Below are 20,796 nucleotides of genomic sequence, written 5' to 3'. Positions count from 1 at the left end.
ACGTTAGACAGTCTATCCAATACTTCTCATGGAACCGGTTGCAGCTACTTTTTCCCTCTTTAAAAAATGCATTAGGTATAGCATAAATGCCGCACTTAATAGGGCCAAAAGGGAAACAATATACCAGGTGTACTTATATCCCAAATTAGCCACTAAGTTCATACCTATGCTGTGTCCAAAAATATGGGCTATGGAAAAGGATATGGAGTAATAGGCCATGTATTGTCCTTGATTTCCTTTTATGGATCTATTTAGGGCCAAGGAATTCGAGAATGGAAATACGATCATTTCTCCAAAGGTCATAAAAACCATTCCTATAATTAGGGCACCGATCCATCCGGAAAGATTGATAACAATGAAGCTCAATGCCGTTAATAATACCCCAATGAGGATGAGTTTGGACATGTTATTTTTACTGCCTTCCAACCATTTGATCAGAGGCATCTCGAAAATAAATATAAGAAAGCCGTTTAAACCGAGAAGTAGACCAATCTCGGCCTCCGTTAAATGGTGAACATCTTTATAAAATATGGGAAGGGTAGATAATAATTGAAAAAATGCTAGGCCAAATAATGTCATTGCCACCAAGAGAATCATATAGGCCTTATCGGTATAGCCTCTGGTGGGATTTATAACCTTCAATTGTTCAATTGCTTTAGCTTTTCTAGGATTAAGAATTTGCAATAATAAAATTCCGGCTACAAAACAGGTAATGCCATCTATCCAAAACAATCCCCCGTAACCTAGGGTAAAAATTATAAGGCCTCCTAGGGCTGGTCCTGCAGAAAACCCTAAATTAATCGCCAATCTGATCAGCGTTATGGAGCGAGTTCTGTTTTCTGGTTTGCTATAGGAACTTAATGCCACAAACATGGCCGGACGGAACATATCGGCAATGGCCATTAGGATTAAGACTCCGATGCAAAAACCAACAAATGATGTTATGTACTGTAAGAAGATAAAAGAAATGCCTGAAGCCATTAGGCTAATTACCATAACCTTATAATAGCCTATTCTGTCCGTTAATTTTCCTCCCAACCAAGAGCCGATCACCGATCCCAAGCCAAAGAGTGCCATGACCCAGCCCACTTCCGTAAGACTAAAGTTTAAACTTTGGGTAAGGTATAGGGAAAGAAATGGTATAACCATGGTACCGGCCCTATTGATTAATGTAATCAAAGCCAGCCACCATACTTCCTTGGAAAGGCCATTAAAAGTATTAAAATAACTGGATACCAATTTTTTCATTTATAGCATTCATTTTTAAGTATAGGCAGTATTACAGTTAATGCCCGTATTGGTGTTAAATGCTGCCTAAATGTTACAGATTATTATCCCAATATTATACGTTTGAATCCGTGTTCAAAATAAACCTAGTTGGCAGAAATATATTTTTAGGAGACTTCTGCTACTCATAAGCGCACATTTGCACATAATTTATTCATTAACCTGTACCTTCTATTTCCGAAGATGAAAATGATGGGTAAAGTTGCGTGATGGCGGTTAATATTTTTGGTAATACCCTGGATATATTGTACAATTTCACCCAACCATTGATTTATTGCAGTAGGTGGCCTTCTCAAAATCCCGTATGTTTATGGAAATAATGGGAACTTCGGGAAACATTGAAGTCAATTCAGAAACTATTCTTTTTGATAAATCACTTTTTTCGTGAATGCTTCTTCCTTCCATAATATTGGCGAAAATGTGCATAAAGTCGTCCTTGGTATTGCCTATCGTATAATAAGCGAAGGGATTGATCCTTACCTTAATATCCCCGACTTCAAAAAGACCGGTTGCTTCAGCGGTATCATAAACTCGCTGAATGATTTCGTTTGGAGTCTTTTTGTTTAATATGTTTTGCGAGCAATCAATTACAAAATGTGGCATACTATTATTCTTTGGATTATTTTAAGCAAGTCCAACATGCGTTATATGGATGTTGAACTTGCCATACTTTTATCAATTCTATTTAGTTAGGCAGTTTGGAATAATTCTTCCTTGGTTTTCCTTACTTTTTTTCTATTCTGGGTTTTGTCTAAAGCAGATCTATAACCTACTGGGGCTATCACGGCTGCATTAAGTCCTAGTTCATCCAGCCCTAGGATGCTGTTATAGGCTTGGTTGTTGAACCCTTCCATGGGGCAGGCATCTATTTTTAGCTCCGCACAGGCAATAAGAAGGTTGTTCAAGGCTAGATAGGTCTGTTTTTCCGACCAACTTTTCCGTTCCTCTGCCGACATCTTGGCAATGTTCGCCTTAATGGATTCCCCATATTGTTTTATCCCATCTGAAGAACTGCCCTGTGCTGCGATAATTCGCTCTACAAAATCGTCTACATGCCTATCATAGTCAAGGGTGTAATTACAAAAAACGAACAACTGGGATGCGTCTGTAATCTGCGATTGATCCCAAGAAGCTTTTCGCAGTGCTGCCTTTACTTCATTGTTTTCAATAATCAATACTTTATATAGTTGTAGACCATAGGAAGATACGGAAAGCCTAATGGCTTCTTTTAGCAATTCCTTGTCCTGCTTGCTTACCTTTCTTTTTGGGTCGAACATTTTGGTGGCATATCGCCAATTAAGGTGATCAATTAAATTCATTCTATACGGTTTTAATGTTTTACAAAATTTTGAATAAGGAAATCTTCTTGAAATCCTGTTTTTAGATATAGTTCTTTGGCCATGGAAGACGCTTGCAGGGTGGCATGGATGGCACCTTGCTGTTTGGCCAGGTCCAACACATGATTCAGTAGGTCTGCGGCATATCCCTTTCGTCTATGATTGGGGACCACCCCAATGGAATGGATACCGGCAACCTTAGGGGTATCCATATAAATAACCGCTGTTCCAATGGAATATGGTCCATGGTTCCCAATGAGATAGTCTACACGATCCATGGTGAGTTCAACTGTTTTCGGGCTGATAAAGTATCCAAAGGCTTTACGGAAAAGCTTGGACCAAAGCATGGCTGAGTTGGCATCGCTTACCTTTTGGAAGGATAACTTACCAGTGTGGTAGTGGTTATCCTTTAGTTGAATGGACATGCCGGTCAGTTCATTTTTTATGGAGAAACCATGGGATATTAATACTTCTTCCGGCGCAATGTTCTGCCATATGGGAATAGTGATACCCTTCCTTTCATATCTGTTAAGGATTTCCTCTAATAGTTCTAGGGTCGGAGGCCTATGAAACCATATTTTATTTGGCCAATCCGATTCAGATACGGTGCTGATGGCGAAATTTTCATCATCCAAAAATTGACCGTCCATAATGCCAGCCATGCTCCATAAGCTTGTAAGATTGTTAATGTTTGCTGTAATCAAATCCATAATTTTTAATATTTTATAAGTAGTATGCCTAAGGTCATCACTATCATTCCCATAACTTTTTTAATGGTCATGGGTTCCAAGGGCATACCAAACCAACCAAAATGGCCGGCTATCGCTGCAAAAATTATTTGACCGCTAAGTCCAAAAATTACCGCCGTAGAAATCCCAATACGTGGAATGATGTAGTAAAAGATCGTTACTGCCAAGAAACTTAGGGCTCCTCCTGTAAACCACATATAAGTGGGAATGGACTGTAATTGGTCTATGTTTGGAAGTTCGCGAACGGTCATAAAAACTGCGATTAGTGTAAAACTGGCACTCATTACCAAAGCTGCGGAGGTAGCTAACAAGGTGTTGTTTAGCAATATCCCGAGCCTCGCATTTATTCCCCCTTGGATTACGACTAAAATACCTACCGTAAACGAGAGCAGTAATAGTGATGAATTGTTCATGACCTTACTTTTTTGTATTCAAAGGGATGGCAATAGGCCGCAATGGGGACCCGCTTGCACCCCTTAATTTCAGGGATGCGGCAATAAATGCAAATTCATACACCTCATCCTTGGATAACTGTTCCAAGAAAAGCTGTTCTATAAGCATAACCCCCTTTTCGGCGAGTAGATAGGTGTGGACCGGTACCCAATTGTCTTCCCGCTCTGGAGGGAATGCCTCAAAACTAAGGTTGTCTGCACCCAAGAGCATAATGCCTTGCTCTTCTATCAACCACTTAACGGCCTCAAGGCCAATACCAGGATAATTATCTAAGTAGTGTGGGGCATCTTCGTAGAATTGGGCTTGGCCGGTTCTGATTAAAACAACATCTCCGTTATTTAGCTTTATACCCTGTTTCTTCAGGGTGAGCTGTAGGTCTTGGGAAGTAATTCGGTAGTTTTTTGGAAGTGATCCTTTGGCAGCGGCCACGTCCAAGAGTACCCCTCTGGCAATAATTGGAGGAATGGTTTCTGCGCCGGTCCTCTTCCAGCCCTTGTCACCAAGGTATTCTTCTGGGGTAAAGCCGTTCCATATTTTACCATCCAGGCCAAAATGGTTCAAGGCATCTATATGTGTACCCATATGGGTGTACATGGAGATGGCATCCCCGGTATAGCTTACTTTTTTATTCATTCCCTCTCCTAGGCCATTGGGATTGTCCACTATGGTGCCATGGGGCGTATGCGTAAGCCAATACTGATAACCCGGATCTCCCAAAGAATGAAAACTGGGCATCCCAACAAAGTAATCTACACTAAGGTCGTAGGTCCTTCCAGAGGTTATTTTAGAGAGTACCTGAAGCATTGAAGCTTCCGTCATCATGTTGAGTGTGCCAATTTGATCTTGTGGCCCCCATGGGCTTTGGCCCACTACTTCCTGTTGTTGCCCTTTTGTCAGAAAATGGGAAAAGAGCAGGATTGCAATAAAAACTTTTGTCTTTTTCATGGTTTTAATATTTTGATGGAGCAAATATTAAAACCATGTGGAATTATTCCATTAAGGTATCTTAAGAACGCTAATAATCCCTTATATTTTTTCGGATTGCGCTCAAATGTTCTGGGGTTACCCCTAAATAGGAGGCAAGCATATATTGTGGAATCTGTTGTTCTATGTCCCGGTAACGTCCAAGAAAATCAAGGTAACGCTGCTCGGCAGACTGGCTCATACTGTTGATCGTTCTTTCCTGAAGGGCAACATAGCCATTTTGTGTTTTGATACGGAAAAATCTATCCAACCTATGGATTTTGTCAAAGAGCTCATTTAATCTATCTCTATGTATTTGCAGTACGGTACTAGGTGTTATGGCCTGTATGAAGAAGGTGGCGGGTTTTTGGGTGAGATAGGCATATAGGTCGTTGATCCACCATCCACCTATCCCAAACTGCAATATATGTTCAGCACCCAATTCATCTATACTATAAAGTTTTACGCACCCTTGGGAAATAAAGCGCATATGGTTGGAATATTCCCCACTTTGAAGTAGAAATTGTTTCTTTTTGAGATATACTGGTTCAAAGGATTTTTGAATCAGCTTGGATTCATCTTCGGTAATAGGAACCAATTCTTTGATATTTCCAATGAGGAGGTCGTACATTATTTTGGGATTGGATTATTCTTATATAATTTTCTGATTAAAATTCGAAAAAAATCCTGTTAGGCACAAGGTAAGGTCTGTTTTTATCAATCAAAGTAAATAGATGCAACCTCGAATATTACCGGGCATGGGGTAGTGAACAATAAAGTTTATATCCATTTTGATCTTAATTGGTTCATGGGCCATATTTAGGACTTCTGGCTATCCCTTAGCTATTGTAACGTTATATGTTGCAACCCTTTTTATTTTAAATAAAATAAAGAAAATGGTTTAATTTTCCACAGGCCAGCACGTTTCAATTTATTAGTCCCAATTATTATTGTCTTCGTTATTGTTGTACGTTTGCTTTAAGTGAGTATTATAAATATTACTGTTTGTGAAGAAAGGGGAGACAGCACATAAAATTAGAAAGAAGCCGTGGCCTACAAAAGCGGCTATGGAACAGGTTTATGAAATGAATCTTTGGGGTGGAAAGGAATCCGATTTATATTCCGGTGAAGGGTCACATCTTCCTGAAATTGTAAATCCCTATATAGCTGTGCTAACATCATTCCTAAAATCCTTTAAAGAACCCTTGACCGTTTGCGATTTAGGTTGTGGGGATTTTAATGTAGGAAAGGATTTGGTTGGGCATACAAAGAGGTATATGGCCATAGATATAGTGATGGGGCTAATAGCCCGTAATAAAGAAAAATTTAAAGCTGAAAATTTGGAGTTCCAATGTTTGGATATAGCCCATGATGATTTGCCTTCTGGGGATTGTGCAATTTTGAGACAAGTGCTTCAACATTTGTCCAATGCGGAAGTACAAAGTGTAGTGGGTAAGTTGTATAATTATAAATATGTTGTTTTAACGGAACATTTGCCTGTTGGGGACTTTATACCCAATAAAGATATTATTTCCGGGCAGGGAATTAGGTTGAAAAAGCAAAGTGGCATAAACCTGTTGGCCCCACCATTTAATTTTAAGGTATTGGAAGAAAAACAATTGTTGTCCCATTTGGTAAATGATGGCAAAGGGGTAATAGTTACTACCCTTTATAGAATGTTTTAGGGTTTAATCATGTTGATACACTTGGTTGTATTTAAGATTAACGTATCAGAGTTTCGATTTAACTATAGGACCGTTCTTAAGTTGGCCTGTCCAAGAGGTATTGCCCTACTGATATATATCATTGCTTTCCAGTTGTTAATAAAATATTTTAGGGCAAAAAGGTTCAATTATGACACGAAGAATACTTTGTCCGACGGATTTTTCCAGAAATGCACAAAATGCAATAGATTATGCCATTGCACTTTTTAAGAAAGAAAAGTGTGTTTTTTATATTCTAAACACTTATCAAGTAGATGCTTATACTTTGGAGCTCACGTTTACCAATACATTGGAGGAATCCAAAAAGAAATCGACAGACGGATTGCAAGTGGTTAGTGAGTGGATAACTGCCGATAAGGCTGTTCATCATGAATTCCATACGGTATCGGAACGTGGTAATTTAATTGATACCATGAAAAATATGGTGGATAAACACGATATAGATATGGTTATTATGGGGACCAAGGGAGCTGCGGATTCTAGAATGGAAATTTACGGGAGCCAGACCGTTCTTGCCATGGAAGAAATAAGAAGCTGCCCGGTACTTGCCATACCTTCAAATACAACTTATACCAAAATAAAGGAAATTGCTTTTCCAACGGATTACAGGACAACCTTTAAAAGACATGAATTTCAGTCTATGGTAGACATAGCAAAAATCTCAAAATCATCAATAAAAGTGTTAATTGTGCTCCCGAAGGATGAAATGCTGGATGCAGATCAGATTAATAATCAGAACCTTTTAAAAGATTATTTTGAAGGCTTGGACTATTCATTCCATACCATAATTAACAAAGATGTGCAATCGGCGATCAATGTGTTCATACAGAGCAGTGGTAGTAATATGATTGCCTTTATGAATAGAAGGCACCATTTTTTTAAAATGATTTTATCCCGACCTATGGTAAAAAACCTTGGTTATTACAGTACTATACCGGTTTTGGCTTTACACGACTTTAGAAGATGATGATAGGAGTACTTTAATGGACTCTAAGGAATTGGGCAAGGTGCATAGTTGCGCTTAATACGGTTAAAGGGTAGTGTTAGGCAATACAATAGAAGTCAACAGGAAGCCTCAACAGCCTACGTTTGGCGTTCATTAAAAATCCATATCATTTTATAAAGCAGTTCTAAAGTTGGTATGTTTAAGAATTGTTGCGTAAGCGGGTCTGTATTATATTATTACTAGGGATGACCAATATCATATTATTTGACCCAGGAGTTGGATATTTTTAAGGTATAAACCTAAAACAGTTATTCTATGAGAATTTTAATCCCAACAGATTTTTCAGAATTATCCAAGGTAGCGATCAAGTATGCGGTAGATATGAGTAAGGACCTGGAGATAGAACTTAAACTACTTCACGTAATAGATACCAGTGCCCCTTCAAGGGCCAGAGTGGGTTCCAATAAGCTTCAAGAGGCTATAAAAGCTAGTTCCGAAAGGGCAATGAAAGAACTTTTGGCATCTATTGAAAAAGATAATACGCATCAGATCGATATAAGCTATGAAATTACTTCTGGTACGTCCATTGGAAAATATGTAGAAACGACTGCGCTAAAAAATGATATTGATATTGTATGTATTGGAACCAAAGGTGCCAGTGGGCTTAAAAAGATTCTCTTTGGCAGCAATGCCGCCAGTATAATAGAGAACAGTAGTATCCCAGTACTGACCATTCCTGAATTTGCCCGATATAAGGGTATCAAAAATATGGTATACTCCAGTGATTTTTATAATCTTGAGAAAGAACTTGATTTAATTATTCCTTTCGCAAAATTAATGGATGCATGGATTCAAATTCTTCATATTGATAAGGCCGATGAGGGTTTTGAAGGAGACCTGCAGCAAAAGGAAAAGAGTTTAATAAAGGATTTTTCCTATCAAAAGATTAAAATGACCGAACTAAAAATCAACTCCGTTGTATTGGGCATCAATAAGTTTGTGGCCGACGTTGACGCAGATATGGTAATCATGTTTACCCACCATACCAACTTTTTGGAAAAGGTATTTCAAAAGAGTGTAACCCAAAATACGGCATTTCAAACTAGAATACCACTTTTTACTTTTCAAAAGGAGGTATAAAACTTGAACAAAGCATTGTTCTCTTACTAAAAAGTATTACTGTTTTGACCGAGTTTTAGGTTTGGGAAGGAACAGTACGGTAATGAAACCATTCAAGGATTATCTATTTAAAATTTGAGGTTTCGCTTCACTGGATTTAATGGTATGAATATAACAGATAAAGTGAAAATTGGACTACCGGAGATATAGTGTTGGCAATCTGCTAAGTGCATTTATGAATGGCACTTAATATATTTTAGTATGACTACAATAGGATAAATTATTGATATGCATTACCTCAACGAAAGCCATATTCTACTTTTTATTGTGCAGATCCTTGTTCTTCTCGGGGTTGCTCGTACTCTTGGTGTTATTTGTGAATCCATAAAGATTCCGACCTTGACGGTGAAATTCTAGCTGGCGTTATTTTGGGGCCAGCGCTTCTTGGAAGGGTATCTCCAGACTTACAAAACATGCTTTTTCCTAATAGCGAACCCCCATACATAATGTTGGAAACGGTTTCTTGGCTGGGGGTGTTTTTTCTTTTATAGTCTTCTGGGTTTCATGTACATGTAGGGCATGCGCTCCGAAGTGGTCGTGCATCCATTATCATCGGTATTGCTGTATTTGCTATTTTTGTGCCTATTGTAGAACTGGCCAACACTACTAGCTACCTTGTTATAAGTGTTTTTGTTATGGTAAATTTATCCCAGGCCAAGTTGGCCATTAATGATTATGGAATAAAGAAATGTTGGGGGAACCGGAAGTTTTTACTGCCATTGTTTGCAGCTCTGCTATGTGTTGTTTTTCTACTGTATAAGATATTGGCCGAAGTATAGCACAGATTAATAACGTGAGTACCTTTAATACTTAGTGCCTATGAGTTCGTTAATGTTGTGCCCATCAAGGAGATGCCTTCCAATGACAATAGTATGAATCCTGATTCTTAAGATAGCATTGTTCAAAATGTCTCGACTGCCTTAAAAGATGGGCATTATTAAATATGTAAGGTTCAATATATGGAGATTACATCATCTGCTTTCTCCCTCCCAATGATTCAAATTCCCAAGGTTATCAATTCCTTTACCTTATGATAGGTCAATGCAGCTTTAATACATTCTTTTAATTCTGCCTTCGGGATTTTCTGATTCAATTGAAAAACGATGGCACGCTTGCCTTCGTATTGAAATTTGTGGTTGAAAACCAATCTAAATGTATCTACCAATCTGCTGGTACAATGAAAATACATGGCATACTGGTCCGGTGTTTTTTCTTTCCAATCCATGCGCAGGGTACTGCCATCTTTGGTTACAAAACTTGGTTCTCCCCATTTCAGAGTTTCTTCCAATTTGTAGACCCCTTCGGATTCTTCCGCTGTTTCAATGACCAATTCCCGCAACAATTGCATTTTCTCCCGAACATATTCGGGATAGTTTGCAAAAACCACATCAACTTTCGGGCTTGTGATCAATTCAAGTTTACCCATCTTTTTCGTTTTTAACACCCACGTAAAAATCCACCTCTACATTGGGCGGATTCTGTGCTTTCTCACCATAAATTTCAAAGTCGGTCTTATAGTTTCTATCCAAATCCATTTCAAATATTTTTGACCAATGGTTTACGATTAAGCCCTGGATTAGGTCTCCTTTAGCTGTTGTCTTTATATAATTCCCACCATTAAATGATTTACCTTCCATGCCTTCTGGAATATTTTCCAGGCTTTGAACTTTGCAGCAAAGCATTGTTGTATACGGTCGTGTATGGTCACTTTCGTAATCTGTGTACAGGGAATAAATGCACTCGTCCACCTTATTCGGTATTTTCGATATTATGTTTTCGGAAATAAATCGTTGCCATAGTTTTGCAATAGCCGTACTGGCTTGGTTATTTTCATTTGTTGTTCTAATTGATATTCCGATAATTTTAAAGGGTTCAATTCTTATTTTTTGCATCTGGATTATGTTTTTTCATTTAATACAAATTTAGATTGAACTTGTGTCAAAGGTATGTCAGGGGTATTTTTATATTTTTCGCTACACTTTTTGAGATATTGTTGAAGGGTCATTTTATGAGGTTCAAAATGTTGCTCTGTAAGTTGCAGTTTTTGTATGCAATCCAATCGGAAGGCCCTAAAATCATTTTTGAGCCTGCAAAACGCTATAAGTGCCCAATTTTCTTGTGTAGTATATAATGCAAAAGGTTCTATTTCCCTTTGACTCAATTTATTTTCCAAGGAGAGATAATCAATTCTTACGATTTGATAATTTGATATAGTGGCTTGAAGCTGAATAAGAAAATTACTTGTTTTTCTATTTTCACGGTTGTTGCGAACTTGTAACCGGTTTGTCAATAATTCCGTTTTTTCCTTTTGGGTATAATTTAAAACGGATTTAATTTTGGTTATGGCACTTTCATAATGTTCTGCCAAGGATTGGTCCTTGTTTTGTCTAATAAGTTGTTCGGCAGTTATAAGCGCATTGGCTTCTTCTTGGGTAAACATAACTGGAGGGATCTTATAACCCTCCATTATGGAATAACCTTTTCCTTCCTCGGTAACTATTGGTATTCCAGATTTTTCCAGTGTTCGGATGTCGCGATAAACGGTCCGAATACTTACATGGTGTCTTTCGGCTATATCCTTTGCTTTTACAATCCGTTTGGATTGTAACTGGGTCAGGATTGCCGTCAATCTAGCGAGTCTAGGTTTTTCTTTGTCCATTCTTTTATTTCTGATTCCCAGTTTGCAAGTGTTTTATGTCTTGGATTAAGAGGAGGTAAGATACAGCTTTATCCGAATATATTAATAGGATGCTCGGCTACATTGATGTTAGGCTGTATTGCCTAAAAATGTAAAAGTGCGCGGTATTTTGTAGTATTTGCGGTGGTTGCTTGATCCGGGCACCGACCAAATCATTTTCAAGTTTTACATGTATTGGCCCTATTACTTTTACATATCGCTTTCTTTCGTTTCTATTATAGTATGGGTTGTTTTTGAAACTGTATCATAGATAAGTAGGCCCTCGCTTTGGCTATCCAGTTGTCCGCAGATAGATCCCTTAGTATCCCAAATTGATGTTTGTCCTACACTTTGGTAATTATCACAAAACCCTATGCAATTGGCCATTAGTACCGGTATTGAATATTGATCCGCTATTTTCGGAAAGTGCGCATACGCTTTTTCTATTCCGGCCTGTGATTTGGCTACACTGGCCAAATAGATGTCGGCACCCATTTCCCATGCCTTTTCTGCATGTTGTGGCTGTAGCGATTCGTAACAGATGGCAAGGGCAATCTTCCTGTCTTTTACGGTCAAAATAGTATGTTCGCTTCCTACTACGAAATACGGATTTTCGTCCGGATGTAGTATTTGTTTAAAATAGGTTTGCCGTGGTTGGTTTGCTTGAAAAATAACCATGCCGATTAGAATTCCACCTTCGGATTGGATAGGCAAACCAACTCCAATGGCTATTTTATTGGCGTCACTTATATCTTGAAAAACTTGCAATCTCCCATCGTTTTGGTCGGTCGCCAAATCCTTGGCAAGTTCCGGTTCGTAACCTGACAGAGATAGTTCAGGAAAAATAATCAAGTCGGTTTTTTCGGAAACGGCAAGTTCTATCCACTTTAAGTGGTTTTGGATATTGGCCTTTATATTTCCTTTTTCCGATTTTGTCTGTGCCACACTAATTTTCACGGTATTTGTTTTTTAAACAATACTATTACAATAAAAGTTCCTTTTTTGATTTTAAATAATGTCGTCGGAGAAATGTCCTTTGTGTCTTCCTTTAGAAAATTTCCCATGGTTAAATTCTGTTGATTTTCCTTTTGGAATAGTCAAACTTTTCCATTCACTTCCTTTGATCATTTTGCCTATATAGACTATTTGTCCAATATGATAGGAATAATGGGCCAATTGTCTGTTTATCGCCTCGATTATTGAATGCTCTTGGTTCCTGATATAAACTTTGGTATCAAAATTTTCGTTGTCAACGGAGTTTAATGCCCCAAACAGGCAATTCCAGGCATCATTCCATTTTGATAGTAGTTCAACTTCTGATTTTATTTCGGATTCAAATTCCGAATCACGATTACGCCATTCCTTTTCTCCGTCTGTGGTTAAAAAATCTGTCCAGCGCGATTTCATATTTCCACAAAGGTGGTTCACTATAATGGCAATGGAATTGGACTCTTCACTGTATTGCCAAAAAAAGTCTTTTGCCTTTAATTGTTCAAAGGTTTTTTCCACAAGGGATTTGTAATATTCAAATTGATTCCTTATGCTATTTAGATATTCAGTACTCATAATATATTATTCAAATTGGCAACCCCAAGCTGCTTGTAAATTATGCTGGGATGGGATTCTAGAATTCTCTGAAGAAAATCAGGTCTAGTAAAAATGCAACTAACTGCTTAGAGACTCTAAATTGAGCAATTTTTATGAAATGGATAAGTTTTTTAGTAAATACTTCTGCCATTTTTACCACACATACCATTAAGATCAAATTCGAAAATCGGTACTGTCAACCTATTTGATTTTTCAATTCGATATAAGTTTCCCCGATAGTTTCATTGAAAGCCCAATGTACTAGGTTCTCCTAAATTACTATTTAAATCTTATGCTTTCTAATAATACATTGACCACTTGCATTTGGCTCTAGGTATGTCCACGTTCAGATAATGGAAGAATTACAAATTGTAGACGCCGCCATTAAGGTCTAGTGTGGCACCGGTAATAAAGCCTTCGAATTCGGAAGCCAGAAATAATACTGCCCGCGCTACGTCATCGGTCTTACCTGCTCCTTGGATTGGAATAACAGCTATGGTAGCGGCGGCCGATTCTTTGGTGGTATGGGTGTTAATGTAAGAATTGCACCTTTGCCAGTTGAATAGACCAAGTATCCCGGGTAAGGGGTAACGATCAGGGCAGGAGTAGAGGGGAGGAATTTTTCCACTATCTTCCTTAAGTTAAATGATGGCTTTTGCCCGCCCGAAAACTGGCCCGATCCAATAGTTACGGCAGTCACTATGGCTGCATCTTATAGTCAATAAAGTGTTATCGTTGTTTTAACCGTCGGTGAGGCTGGTTTTACTTTTCAGCGTCTGCCAACTTCTTGGTATCTACGTATTGTTGAAAAGCGGTAATTTTGCCTTTATCATTAAGTGTCCATAGATGTGCAGCTTGGGCATTGTAAGACTTTCCGGTCGTTTTTACTTTGGCATCATAGCGTAGGGTGGCCAAGATCTTGTTGCCATTCATGCTGTGGATATTAATATCCTTTAAGCCAAAATACTCATGGTTGGCTCCAAGACGGGCAAATACGCCTTCTAAAATTGCATTTGGACCAATATAGGGATTGCCGTCCGAAAGCGCATTACTTTCGGCTTCGTTCCATTCAATATTGGGATCCATAGACCCAAGGACTGTAGGCATATCCCCAGTGGCAAAAGCATTGTAAAGATTCTCGATAACCTTAAGATTTTGTTTGTTTTCCATGATTTTTGGTTTAAGTTATACATGTATTTCCAATTCTTTTTTTTTGTCTTTCGAAAATCTAAGGCCCTTTCCAAAGGCTTCATAAATTTAGGTGTGATTCTAATACTCTTGTCCATTCCTTTATTAAGCACTGGGCTCTTAGATATGGATAGTTTGGGGTTTATGCCGGGGAAACTTCTATAGGGGACTTGGACATACTATACCTGCAACGATATTTATTTAAGCCATATGGCACTAGTTTTTATTTTACAAGGTGAATTATTAATCCCAATATTCCGATTGCCAAACATAGGGGTGAAAATAGTTTGGTGTCCAATTTTCCGAATTCCGTTGTCTTGATACTTTTAAAAAATCCAACATATCTAAATTCGCCAATTGCTCTTAAAAGAAAAATTATTGGTATTATCCAACTTCCGTATTTTATGATCCATGCTGGTAAACTGTATTCAATAAGTCCTGATTTAAGAACATAAAAAATACCGAATATTGTTAATCCAATTCCAACAATGGCACTATCAATTTTTTTAGGATTCAATACTCTTTCTCCATTTTCCTTTGTGGGTAAGGATTCTGAAAAACCAAATTTGCCTCCCATCACCCAATTGAAATGAATTAGTCCAAGTCCAATTAGTATTATGCCCAATAGAATCGATAATATCATAGTTCCCAGTTGGTTGCTTTCTGTTTTTAGCTGAAGTTCCTATTAATTCAGTTGCGGGGGTTAAGCACCTAATTTAAAAAATAAAACCCGAACTTTTCGCCTAACCGACAGAAAATAGGTCCTGCCATTTTTTTATGCCTTGGATGATTTTCGTGAGTGGGCTTTAACCATAAAATTAGCCAGTCCTGCAATGCCTGTTCGCTGGCCCTTACTAATTTTGAAGGGAACCATGCCAAAAAGCTTGGCCAGCGGGTACAACTCATTCGGGCTGGTTAATTTTTACGTTGTGGTAGAAAGCGTTTTTCTTTGCTTTTCTAGCGTTTAATAGACCCCCCAGAATTACACAAGACATTCCTATAAGGTAAGCAGTGTAAAAAGGTTCATTAAAAAAAACGATCAAAAAAATGGAAGACAAGACCGGGGTTAAAAAAACAAACGGGGCTATAAAGGAAGCTTCGCCAATTTTGAGCGCTTTAATCCAAAAAATATATGAGAGTCCATTGACAAAAAAGCCATTTATGACAATAGGAGTTATAGTATTTAATCCAGGTGTTTTAAACTCCGAGAATATATTCATTGAAATGAACGAAGCAACACTGGCAGTTAAAAAATAGATAGTTAATAAACTAATATCGTTCATTTCAATTTTTTTACTTAGAACCGAAAATAAGGCAAAAACAAATGCTCCAAAGAATACGATTAAATCTATAGTTAAGTTTTCAAATTTTAATTGGCTAAAATTTCCTTTTGTCAATACCATAAATACACCTAAAAACCCCAAAAGAATGGAAATTACTTTTGGGGTTGTAAGTTTTTCCCTTAAAATTATGAGTGATAGAACAGCAACTAGTATTGGCCAGGAATATTGAACAATAAGGACTTCCATTCCTGGTGCATTGGCATAGCCAAAATAGAGTAGTACATAATACAAATAAGTACCTAAGAAGCCCAGAGATATTGCCTTGAGCCATTTGTTTTTGGAGATTTTGTATAAATGGGCAATATTTTTTTTATAGATCCCAATACCCAAAAAAAACAATAGTGAGGATAAGCTGGACCAAAAAAGAAATTGATGGTTATCCAACCCATTTTGTCCTAGTTTGGATACTACAGGAATTAATGCCCATAAGAATACACAGACTAAAACATAAACGATTGATTTGTTCATACTAGAAAACTTAAGGTTTATAATTGCTACAAACTTCAGTTTTATGTGCGACTATAAATATGACAATTGGGGAAGATTATGGTATTATTTGGTATTTAAGTTGAACTTGGCAGATTTTCTATACTCCGTTGGTGTTTTTTTAAATTGTTTCTTAAAGGCTTTTATAAAGTACGAACTATCAGAGTACCCAAGCTCTGCTACAGTTTGTTTAACACTAAGGTCGCTATAACGCAGTATTCTTGCCGCCTCATTTAAAATGTAAGTTTCTAGAAATTTAGCAGGAGTATGACCAGTAGCATTTCGTACTATTTGATTAAGCTTTTTTTGAGAAATTGCCAATTGGGAAGTATAAAAGTGCAATTGTTTTTCTTCGGTGTAATGCTGCCTAACAAGTAATACAAACTGTTCCAATATTTTAGTGTCATTTGTTTGGGCCTGAACACTATCTTTTTCTTTTAAGCTTTTAAATCCGTTTATTTTGGTTAGAATTATATGTAGATAATCCTGAACTATGCTTTGTGATATACTTGTGTTTGTTATTGAATAATGATTCAATAAATTAAATTCATCATTTAAGAGTTCAACTTCCTTATTAGGAACTTCTATGTAGGCCTTGTCTATGTTGTGAAAAAGAAGTGTGGATTTATTTTGAAAGCGGTCTAATAAACTATCGCAAAAACTAATAACATAGCCTTGTACATTTTTGTCATAACTTATTTTATGTAAATAATAAGGTGCCAGTAGAAAAATGGTTCCATCGGAATATTCATAATTTTGCCCTTCAATCATATGGGCTCCGGAGCCCTTCGCAATCCAAACAATTTGATAAAAAACGTGACGATGAAGAATTGTGCCGTAATTGTTTACAGTGTTATATTTACCATCAACAATTTTATCTATGACAATTTTTTTATCATACTTTTTAATTAATTTTTCAAATTCATTTTTAATCACTTATCGGTGTTTTTAGTTCTTGGGAAAACAATTTGTATAATCGCCAGTTAAGGGAATAAAGTTAATATTTCTAGGTTAGGCTAACGCTAAGTTCCCAAGGAAGGCAAAATTTCAACAAATAATGGTTGTTAATAGTAGCCTCGGTTCTTAATTCAATTTCTTTCTGTGCTCCCTTATTTCAGAATCTGATAGCTCAAGAAATCTGGCGGCATTATTATAAAAAACATCCCTTTTTTGTTCTTCGCTCAGCCAATCCAGATTATAAATTATTTCAATATTCTTTCTTACTGTCCCAAAATAATCAGAAGCAAACATTAACCTGTCTCCAAGCCCTTCGCTAAATAACTTTTTTACATTTGGTTCCCAAACTTCTTTTGGAAGGAACATACTAACTGCAGAAATCTCACAATAAATTTGAGGATACTCCTTCATTAAATTTAGTGATTGATCAGAATATTCCCCACCATAATGCATCAGGTATAACTTTAGCTTAGGATATTTTTTCAAAATAGGTTTTAGTAATTCAGGATTCGCATAGGTTGGATTATAATTGGGCCTTTCCTCCTTATTGACTCGCTCCACGGGTGGTCCGCTATCTGCATGAATGCCAATGGGAATATCATACTCCATAGCTATTTTCCAATAAGGTTCTAATCGTTTGTCGGCAGGCGGTATACCATAATAATTAAACATAGATTCCCCTAAACTCTTAAAATTTCCCCTTTGGTATATTTCACGCAATTCGGATTCAGAATAGAATTCCTTTTCGCAAGGTTTGTCTTGTTCTACGGTTTTTGTACAGGGAAAAATTAGTCCTGACCAAAAAAGGCGCTCTGCCCCAGCATACATTTTAGCATATTTTAATGGTCCGCCGCCTAAAGCCAGCACCACATTATTCTTTTTGTAATCTTCAATGGCCCAATATAGTTTTGCACTATCAATATCAACATTTAGATGCCGGTATATTTCATTATCCCCATACCCTTTAGTGATATGAAAATGCATATCGATAATAGGCTGATCCTTTAAAAAGGCATCAAGTGTTTCTTGAGCAAAGGTTGAAGAAGATGTAATACTTAGAAATAAGAGGGCTATTTTTAAAATTTCCTTTTTCATGTTTCGATATATTGTGCACAAGGTCTGGGCTGTGATTTCGGTCTGGATAATTTTAGCAACCAGGCTTTTGGGCAGTCAGGATTTTTTGGGATCGAAATAGTACGAGATTAAAAATAAGAAATTATTGGGATGAAGAACAAAATGACATTGAATGATTATTTACGCCTGTTGGCTTTGAACAGTTGGTTTCCACAGTGAGGTTAATTTTAACCTTTGTTAGTCACGTTGTTTTTGTACTTTTATTGGTTGACCAATTGTGGGAATGATACACCTTATATTTTTTCCTTTATCATTTAACTTATTTTGAAACTCCCAAAAATCTTGTCCAAGATTGTGAATAGGGATAACAATTTTCGGATTTATAGACAAGGTTGTTTTAACAGCCTCGTCAATGTTCATTGTGAATTTCCCACCTATAGGGACAAATGCTACATGAATATCTTTCACTGCCTCCATTTCTACTAAAAAGTCCGTGTCGCCCAAGTGATAAAAGGACAAGCCGTTAATTGTCAAAATAAAGCCAACACCTTTTCCTTTTTTATGTTGTTTTATGGTTGATGTTCCTTGTTGAGTGTTATAGGCATTCAAAACGGTCAAGGAGATGCCATTATCTATTTGGAGGGTTTCATTTGGCTTCACTAGGTTGATTCTATCCCCAAGCTCTTTCAAACAACTTTTAGGGGCAAAAATTATTGTATCCTGTTTTATTAGTCGATCTACCGTTACTTTTTTGCAATGGTCTTTTATAAATATAAAATCCGCTTTCTCGAGTCCGTTAGGCATTCCATCAATTGGGTCCGGCCATTTTGAGTACTCTGTTTTATCCGGATATTTTGAAAAATACGTTTTTAAATAGGCAGGGTCAAAATAGATTACTTTTTTGTTGATCCGCAATCGAATCCAGGAATTTGGAAACCAGGTTATATCAGTTTTAGATATTATTTCCATGCTGTTTTAATTCCATTAGTAGTTCCGATATTCTTCCATATTTCAGGTATATGAAAAGTAAAGGATTTTTATTCAAAAATGTATTTTTTCTGAAAATTTATTGGCTGATTAAGCCGCATTCTAGTAACCAGTGGGGTAGGGCGTACACCTTATAGCTTGGCAGGCAGAAAGACTAGTTGGGTCTGGTTCCTTATGGCATTGTAGAGGCTAGTGTTTTTATTTACTTAATTTCAATATTCTAAACGCTCCTTGGATTACTAAAACAAAAACTATTGTTCCAATAATTAAATCGGGTTTGCTCGAGTTTAACCAATGTACCAAAAGCCCAGCGATAATAACGCCCAAATTGATAATCACATCATTTGAGGTGAAGATCATACTTGCTTTCATATGGGCCTCTTCTTTGCTTTTGGACTTTTGTAAAATGTAAAGACAAATTCCGTTGGCAACAAGCGCAAAAATAGAAACGATAATCATCGTTGAAAAATCGGGAAGTTTGTCGGCTCCGAAAAACCTCCGCAAGACTTCCACAAATCCAATTATTGCTAGTGTAATTTGAAAATACCCAGCAAGTTTGGCTATCCGCTTTTTCTTCATCAATGTTCCTCCAACCGCAATCAAGCTAATTCCATAAACGAAGCTGTCCGCAAGCATATCCAAACTATCGGCAACTAGTCCCATCGATTTTGAAACTATACCGGTGGCCATTTCAATTATGAAAAAAGCAAAATTGATGGCGAGTACAGACCAAAGGATCCTTTTTTGGTTGGTAGTTTCTTTAAAATCAGTTCGGTCGCTTTGTTCGGTAGAGATTTTTTTTCCGCCTAAATGGAGTGCGATAACCGACTTTTCTATTTGCTCAGTTTCTCCGCTGTGAAAAACGGTCAATTTTCGATTTGGAATATCAAAATCCAAATGGACAATACTTGAAATTTCGTCCAATTTCATGCGAACTAGATTTTCCTCTGAAGGACAATCCATTTTGGTAATTTCAAATATTGTTTTTTGCATAATAATTGTTTTATAACAACAACTTTACACTTTTTCAATTGAGTGTTGTCCTTAAAAAAGTTAAAGCTATAAATGTTACCTATTAGAGGCTTGCCAAAAGGGATATGATTTTTCTTTTTTCATTAATCAAGTCGATAAATTTCCATTACATTTTCTAAAATCTTATTGAAGTCAATTTTTAAATCTATCAGTTTCCCTGAGTGTATATCAAATACCCAACCGTGAACTGTTATTCCTCTATCGCGGTAGGCCCTCTGCACTTCTGCGGTTTTAATTACATTGATACATTGTTCTTGTACATTCAGCTCCACAAGTCGCTTATAGCGTAGCTCTTCATCCATAATTCCGTTCAATTCAATTCTGTGGGTTCTGTATACATCTCTTATATTTCGCAACCAGGGATTAAGAATTCCCAAATCTGCCGACTCCATGGCAGCTTTAACACCTCCACAAAAATAATGTCCGCAAACCACAACGTGATTTACCTTTAAATGTAGCACGGCATAATCGATCACCGACATTACACTCAAATCTGTGTTGGGTACCATATTTGCAATATTTCGGTGAATAAAGGCTTCTCCGGGAGAAACACCCATTAGTTCTTCGGCCGTTACCCGGCTGTCAGAACATCCAATATATAGGATATCCGGATTTTGTCCTTCCGATAGGTTTTTGAAATAATTGGCATCAATGTCCAATTTGTCTTGAACCCATTTTTGGTTGTTTTTAAAGATTTGGTTGATGTTCATTTTTCTGTTTTTTTGGTTCATTGTTTTTGTTTGGCTTGCGCAAAGCTTTTTCCTATGGCGGTCTTTACTGGTTTTAATCGTAAATTTTTTGATTTAACATAGACATTTTTAATTCCA

At 37.1% G+C, this 20,796-nt stretch carries 24 protein-coding genes; 3 read left to right on the top strand and 21 right to left on the bottom strand.

Annotation, left to right across the window (positions count from 1 at the left end; genetic code table 11):
• Positions 1-12: 12 nt before the first annotated feature.
• From B9Y87_RS04925 to B9Y87_RS04895, 7 genes are all read right to left on the bottom strand, one after another.
• Positions 13-1,248 carry an MDR family MFS transporter gene (locus B9Y87_RS04925; RefSeq protein ID WP_085496804.1) on the bottom strand — a complete coding sequence of 412 codons (1,236 nt, stop codon included), beginning with the start codon at positions 1,246-1,248 and terminating at the stop codon, positions 13-15.
• Between the two features lie 294 nt (positions 1,249-1,542).
• Entirely contained in the window at positions 1,543-1,890 is a 348-nt protein-coding gene (locus tag B9Y87_RS04920) for a 5-carboxymethyl-2-hydroxymuconate Delta-isomerase (protein ID WP_085496802.1), read from the bottom strand.
• An 86-nt stretch (positions 1,891-1,976) separates the two neighbouring features.
• Positions 1,977-2,606: an NAD(P)H-dependent oxidoreductase gene (locus tag B9Y87_RS04915; RefSeq protein ID WP_085496801.1), complete on the bottom strand. Its 630-nt coding sequence runs from the start codon at positions 2,604-2,606 to the stop codon at positions 1,977-1,979.
• Between the two features lie 11 nt (positions 2,607-2,617).
• Complete coding sequence (locus tag B9Y87_RS04910) at positions 2,618-3,334, bottom strand: GNAT family N-acetyltransferase (RefSeq protein WP_085496799.1); 717 nt, start codon at positions 3,332-3,334, stop codon at positions 2,618-2,620.
• Between the two features lie 5 nt (positions 3,335-3,339).
• Positions 3,340-3,786: a DMT family transporter gene (locus B9Y87_RS04905; RefSeq protein ID WP_085496797.1), complete on the bottom strand. Its 447-nt coding sequence runs from the start codon at positions 3,784-3,786 to the stop codon at positions 3,340-3,342.
• A 4-nt stretch (positions 3,787-3,790) separates the two neighbouring features.
• Positions 3,791-4,771 carry a cyclase family protein gene (locus tag B9Y87_RS04900; RefSeq protein ID WP_085496796.1) on the bottom strand — a complete coding sequence of 327 codons (981 nt, stop codon included), beginning with the start codon at positions 4,769-4,771 and terminating at the stop codon, positions 3,791-3,793.
• A 70-nt stretch (positions 4,772-4,841) separates the two neighbouring features.
• Positions 4,842-5,420 carry a Crp/Fnr family transcriptional regulator gene (locus B9Y87_RS04895; protein WP_085496794.1) on the bottom strand — a complete coding sequence of 193 codons (579 nt, stop codon included), beginning with the start codon at positions 5,418-5,420 and terminating at the stop codon, positions 4,842-4,844.
• Positions 5,421-5,856: 436 nt separating this feature from the next.
• On the opposite strand from B9Y87_RS04895, the gene B9Y87_RS04890 reads away from it, so the two are divergent.
• From B9Y87_RS04890 to B9Y87_RS04880, 3 genes are all read left to right on the top strand, one after another.
• On the top strand, positions 5,857-6,474 hold the full coding sequence (locus tag B9Y87_RS04890; RefSeq protein ID WP_139827179.1) for a class I SAM-dependent methyltransferase: 618 nt from the start codon (positions 5,857-5,859) through the stop codon (positions 6,472-6,474).
• Positions 6,475-6,643: 169 nt separating this feature from the next.
• The gene (locus B9Y87_RS04885; protein WP_085496791.1) at positions 6,644-7,480 is read left to right on the top strand and encodes a universal stress protein; all 837 of its coding nucleotides are present in this window, start codon (positions 6,644-6,646) and stop codon (positions 7,478-7,480) included.
• Between the two features lie 294 nt (positions 7,481-7,774).
• Positions 7,775-8,599 (top strand): universal stress protein, encoded by an 825-nt coding sequence (locus B9Y87_RS04880; protein ID WP_085496789.1) that lies wholly within the window; start codon positions 7,775-7,777, stop codon positions 8,597-8,599.
• Between the two features lie 1,036 nt (positions 8,600-9,635).
• Here B9Y87_RS04880 and B9Y87_RS04870 read toward each other — a convergent pair.
• From B9Y87_RS04870 to B9Y87_RS04800, 14 genes are all read right to left on the bottom strand, one after another.
• Positions 9,636-10,064, bottom strand: coding sequence for a DUF1801 domain-containing protein (locus B9Y87_RS04870; RefSeq protein ID WP_085496786.1), 429 nt, complete (start codon positions 10,062-10,064; stop codon positions 9,636-9,638).
• Positions 10,057-10,530, bottom strand: a complete 474-nt coding sequence (locus B9Y87_RS04865) for a GyrI-like domain-containing protein (RefSeq protein WP_085496784.1) — start codon at positions 10,528-10,530, stop codon at positions 10,057-10,059. The genes B9Y87_RS04870 and B9Y87_RS04865 overlap by 8 nt, the downstream gene beginning before the upstream one ends.
• A 5-nt stretch (positions 10,531-10,535) precedes the next feature.
• A complete protein-coding gene (locus B9Y87_RS04860; protein WP_085496783.1) occupies positions 10,536-11,297 on the bottom strand; it encodes a helix-turn-helix transcriptional regulator in 762 nt (253 codons plus the stop codon).
• Positions 11,298-11,525: 228 nt separating this feature from the next.
• On the bottom strand, positions 11,526-12,272 hold the full coding sequence (locus B9Y87_RS04855; protein ID WP_085496781.1) for a carbon-nitrogen hydrolase family protein: 747 nt from the start codon (positions 12,270-12,272) through the stop codon (positions 11,526-11,528).
• A 51-nt stretch (positions 12,273-12,323) separates the two neighbouring features.
• Positions 12,324-12,881 carry a DUF1572 family protein gene (locus tag B9Y87_RS04850; RefSeq protein WP_085496779.1) on the bottom strand — a complete coding sequence of 186 codons (558 nt, stop codon included), beginning with the start codon at positions 12,879-12,881 and terminating at the stop codon, positions 12,324-12,326.
• 383 nt (positions 12,882-13,264) lie between these two features.
• The gene (locus B9Y87_RS22130) at positions 13,265-13,438 is read right to left on the bottom strand and encodes an SDR family oxidoreductase (RefSeq protein WP_394334959.1); all 174 of its coding nucleotides are present in this window, start codon (positions 13,436-13,438) and stop codon (positions 13,265-13,267) included.
• A gap of 226 nt (positions 13,439-13,664) precedes the next feature.
• The gene (locus B9Y87_RS04840) at positions 13,665-14,072 is read right to left on the bottom strand and encodes a nuclear transport factor 2 family protein (RefSeq protein WP_085496777.1); all 408 of its coding nucleotides are present in this window, start codon (positions 14,070-14,072) and stop codon (positions 13,665-13,667) included.
• 241 nt (positions 14,073-14,313) lie between these two features.
• Positions 14,314-14,733 (bottom strand): DUF3995 domain-containing protein, encoded by a 420-nt coding sequence (locus tag B9Y87_RS04835; RefSeq protein WP_085496775.1) that lies wholly within the window; start codon positions 14,731-14,733, stop codon positions 14,314-14,316.
• A 259-nt stretch (positions 14,734-14,992) separates the two neighbouring features.
• A complete protein-coding gene (locus tag B9Y87_RS04825) occupies positions 14,993-15,901 on the bottom strand; it encodes a DMT family transporter (protein ID WP_085496771.1) in 909 nt (302 codons plus the stop codon).
• 84 nt (positions 15,902-15,985) lie between these two features.
• Positions 15,986-16,855, bottom strand: coding sequence for a helix-turn-helix domain-containing protein (locus B9Y87_RS04820; RefSeq protein ID WP_085496770.1), 870 nt, complete (start codon positions 16,853-16,855; stop codon positions 15,986-15,988).
• Positions 16,856-17,002: 147 nt separating this feature from the next.
• Complete coding sequence (locus tag B9Y87_RS04815) at positions 17,003-17,971, bottom strand: amidohydrolase family protein (RefSeq protein WP_085496768.1); 969 nt, start codon at positions 17,969-17,971, stop codon at positions 17,003-17,005.
• A 216-nt stretch (positions 17,972-18,187) separates the two neighbouring features.
• Positions 18,188-18,919 (bottom strand): MBL fold metallo-hydrolase, encoded by a 732-nt coding sequence (locus B9Y87_RS04810; RefSeq protein WP_085496766.1) that lies wholly within the window; start codon positions 18,917-18,919, stop codon positions 18,188-18,190.
• A gap of 216 nt (positions 18,920-19,135) precedes the next feature.
• Positions 19,136-19,930, bottom strand: a complete 795-nt coding sequence (locus tag B9Y87_RS04805) for a cation efflux transmembrane domain-containing protein (RefSeq protein ID WP_085496764.1) — start codon at positions 19,928-19,930, stop codon at positions 19,136-19,138.
• A 122-nt stretch (positions 19,931-20,052) separates the two neighbouring features.
• Entirely contained in the window at positions 20,053-20,679 is a 627-nt protein-coding gene (locus B9Y87_RS04800) for a carbonic anhydrase (protein ID WP_085497517.1), read from the bottom strand.
• Between the last annotated feature and the right edge of the window lie 117 nt (positions 20,680-20,796).

Origin of the sequence: Arenibacter troitsensis (assembly GCF_900177645.1) — a bacterium.
GTDB classification, from domain to species: domain Bacteria; phylum Bacteroidota; class Bacteroidia; order Flavobacteriales; family Flavobacteriaceae; genus Arenibacter; species Arenibacter troitsensis.
The sequence above is the reverse complement of the archived record's forward strand: the minus strand, read 5'-3'. Positions and strand labels throughout refer to the sequence as shown.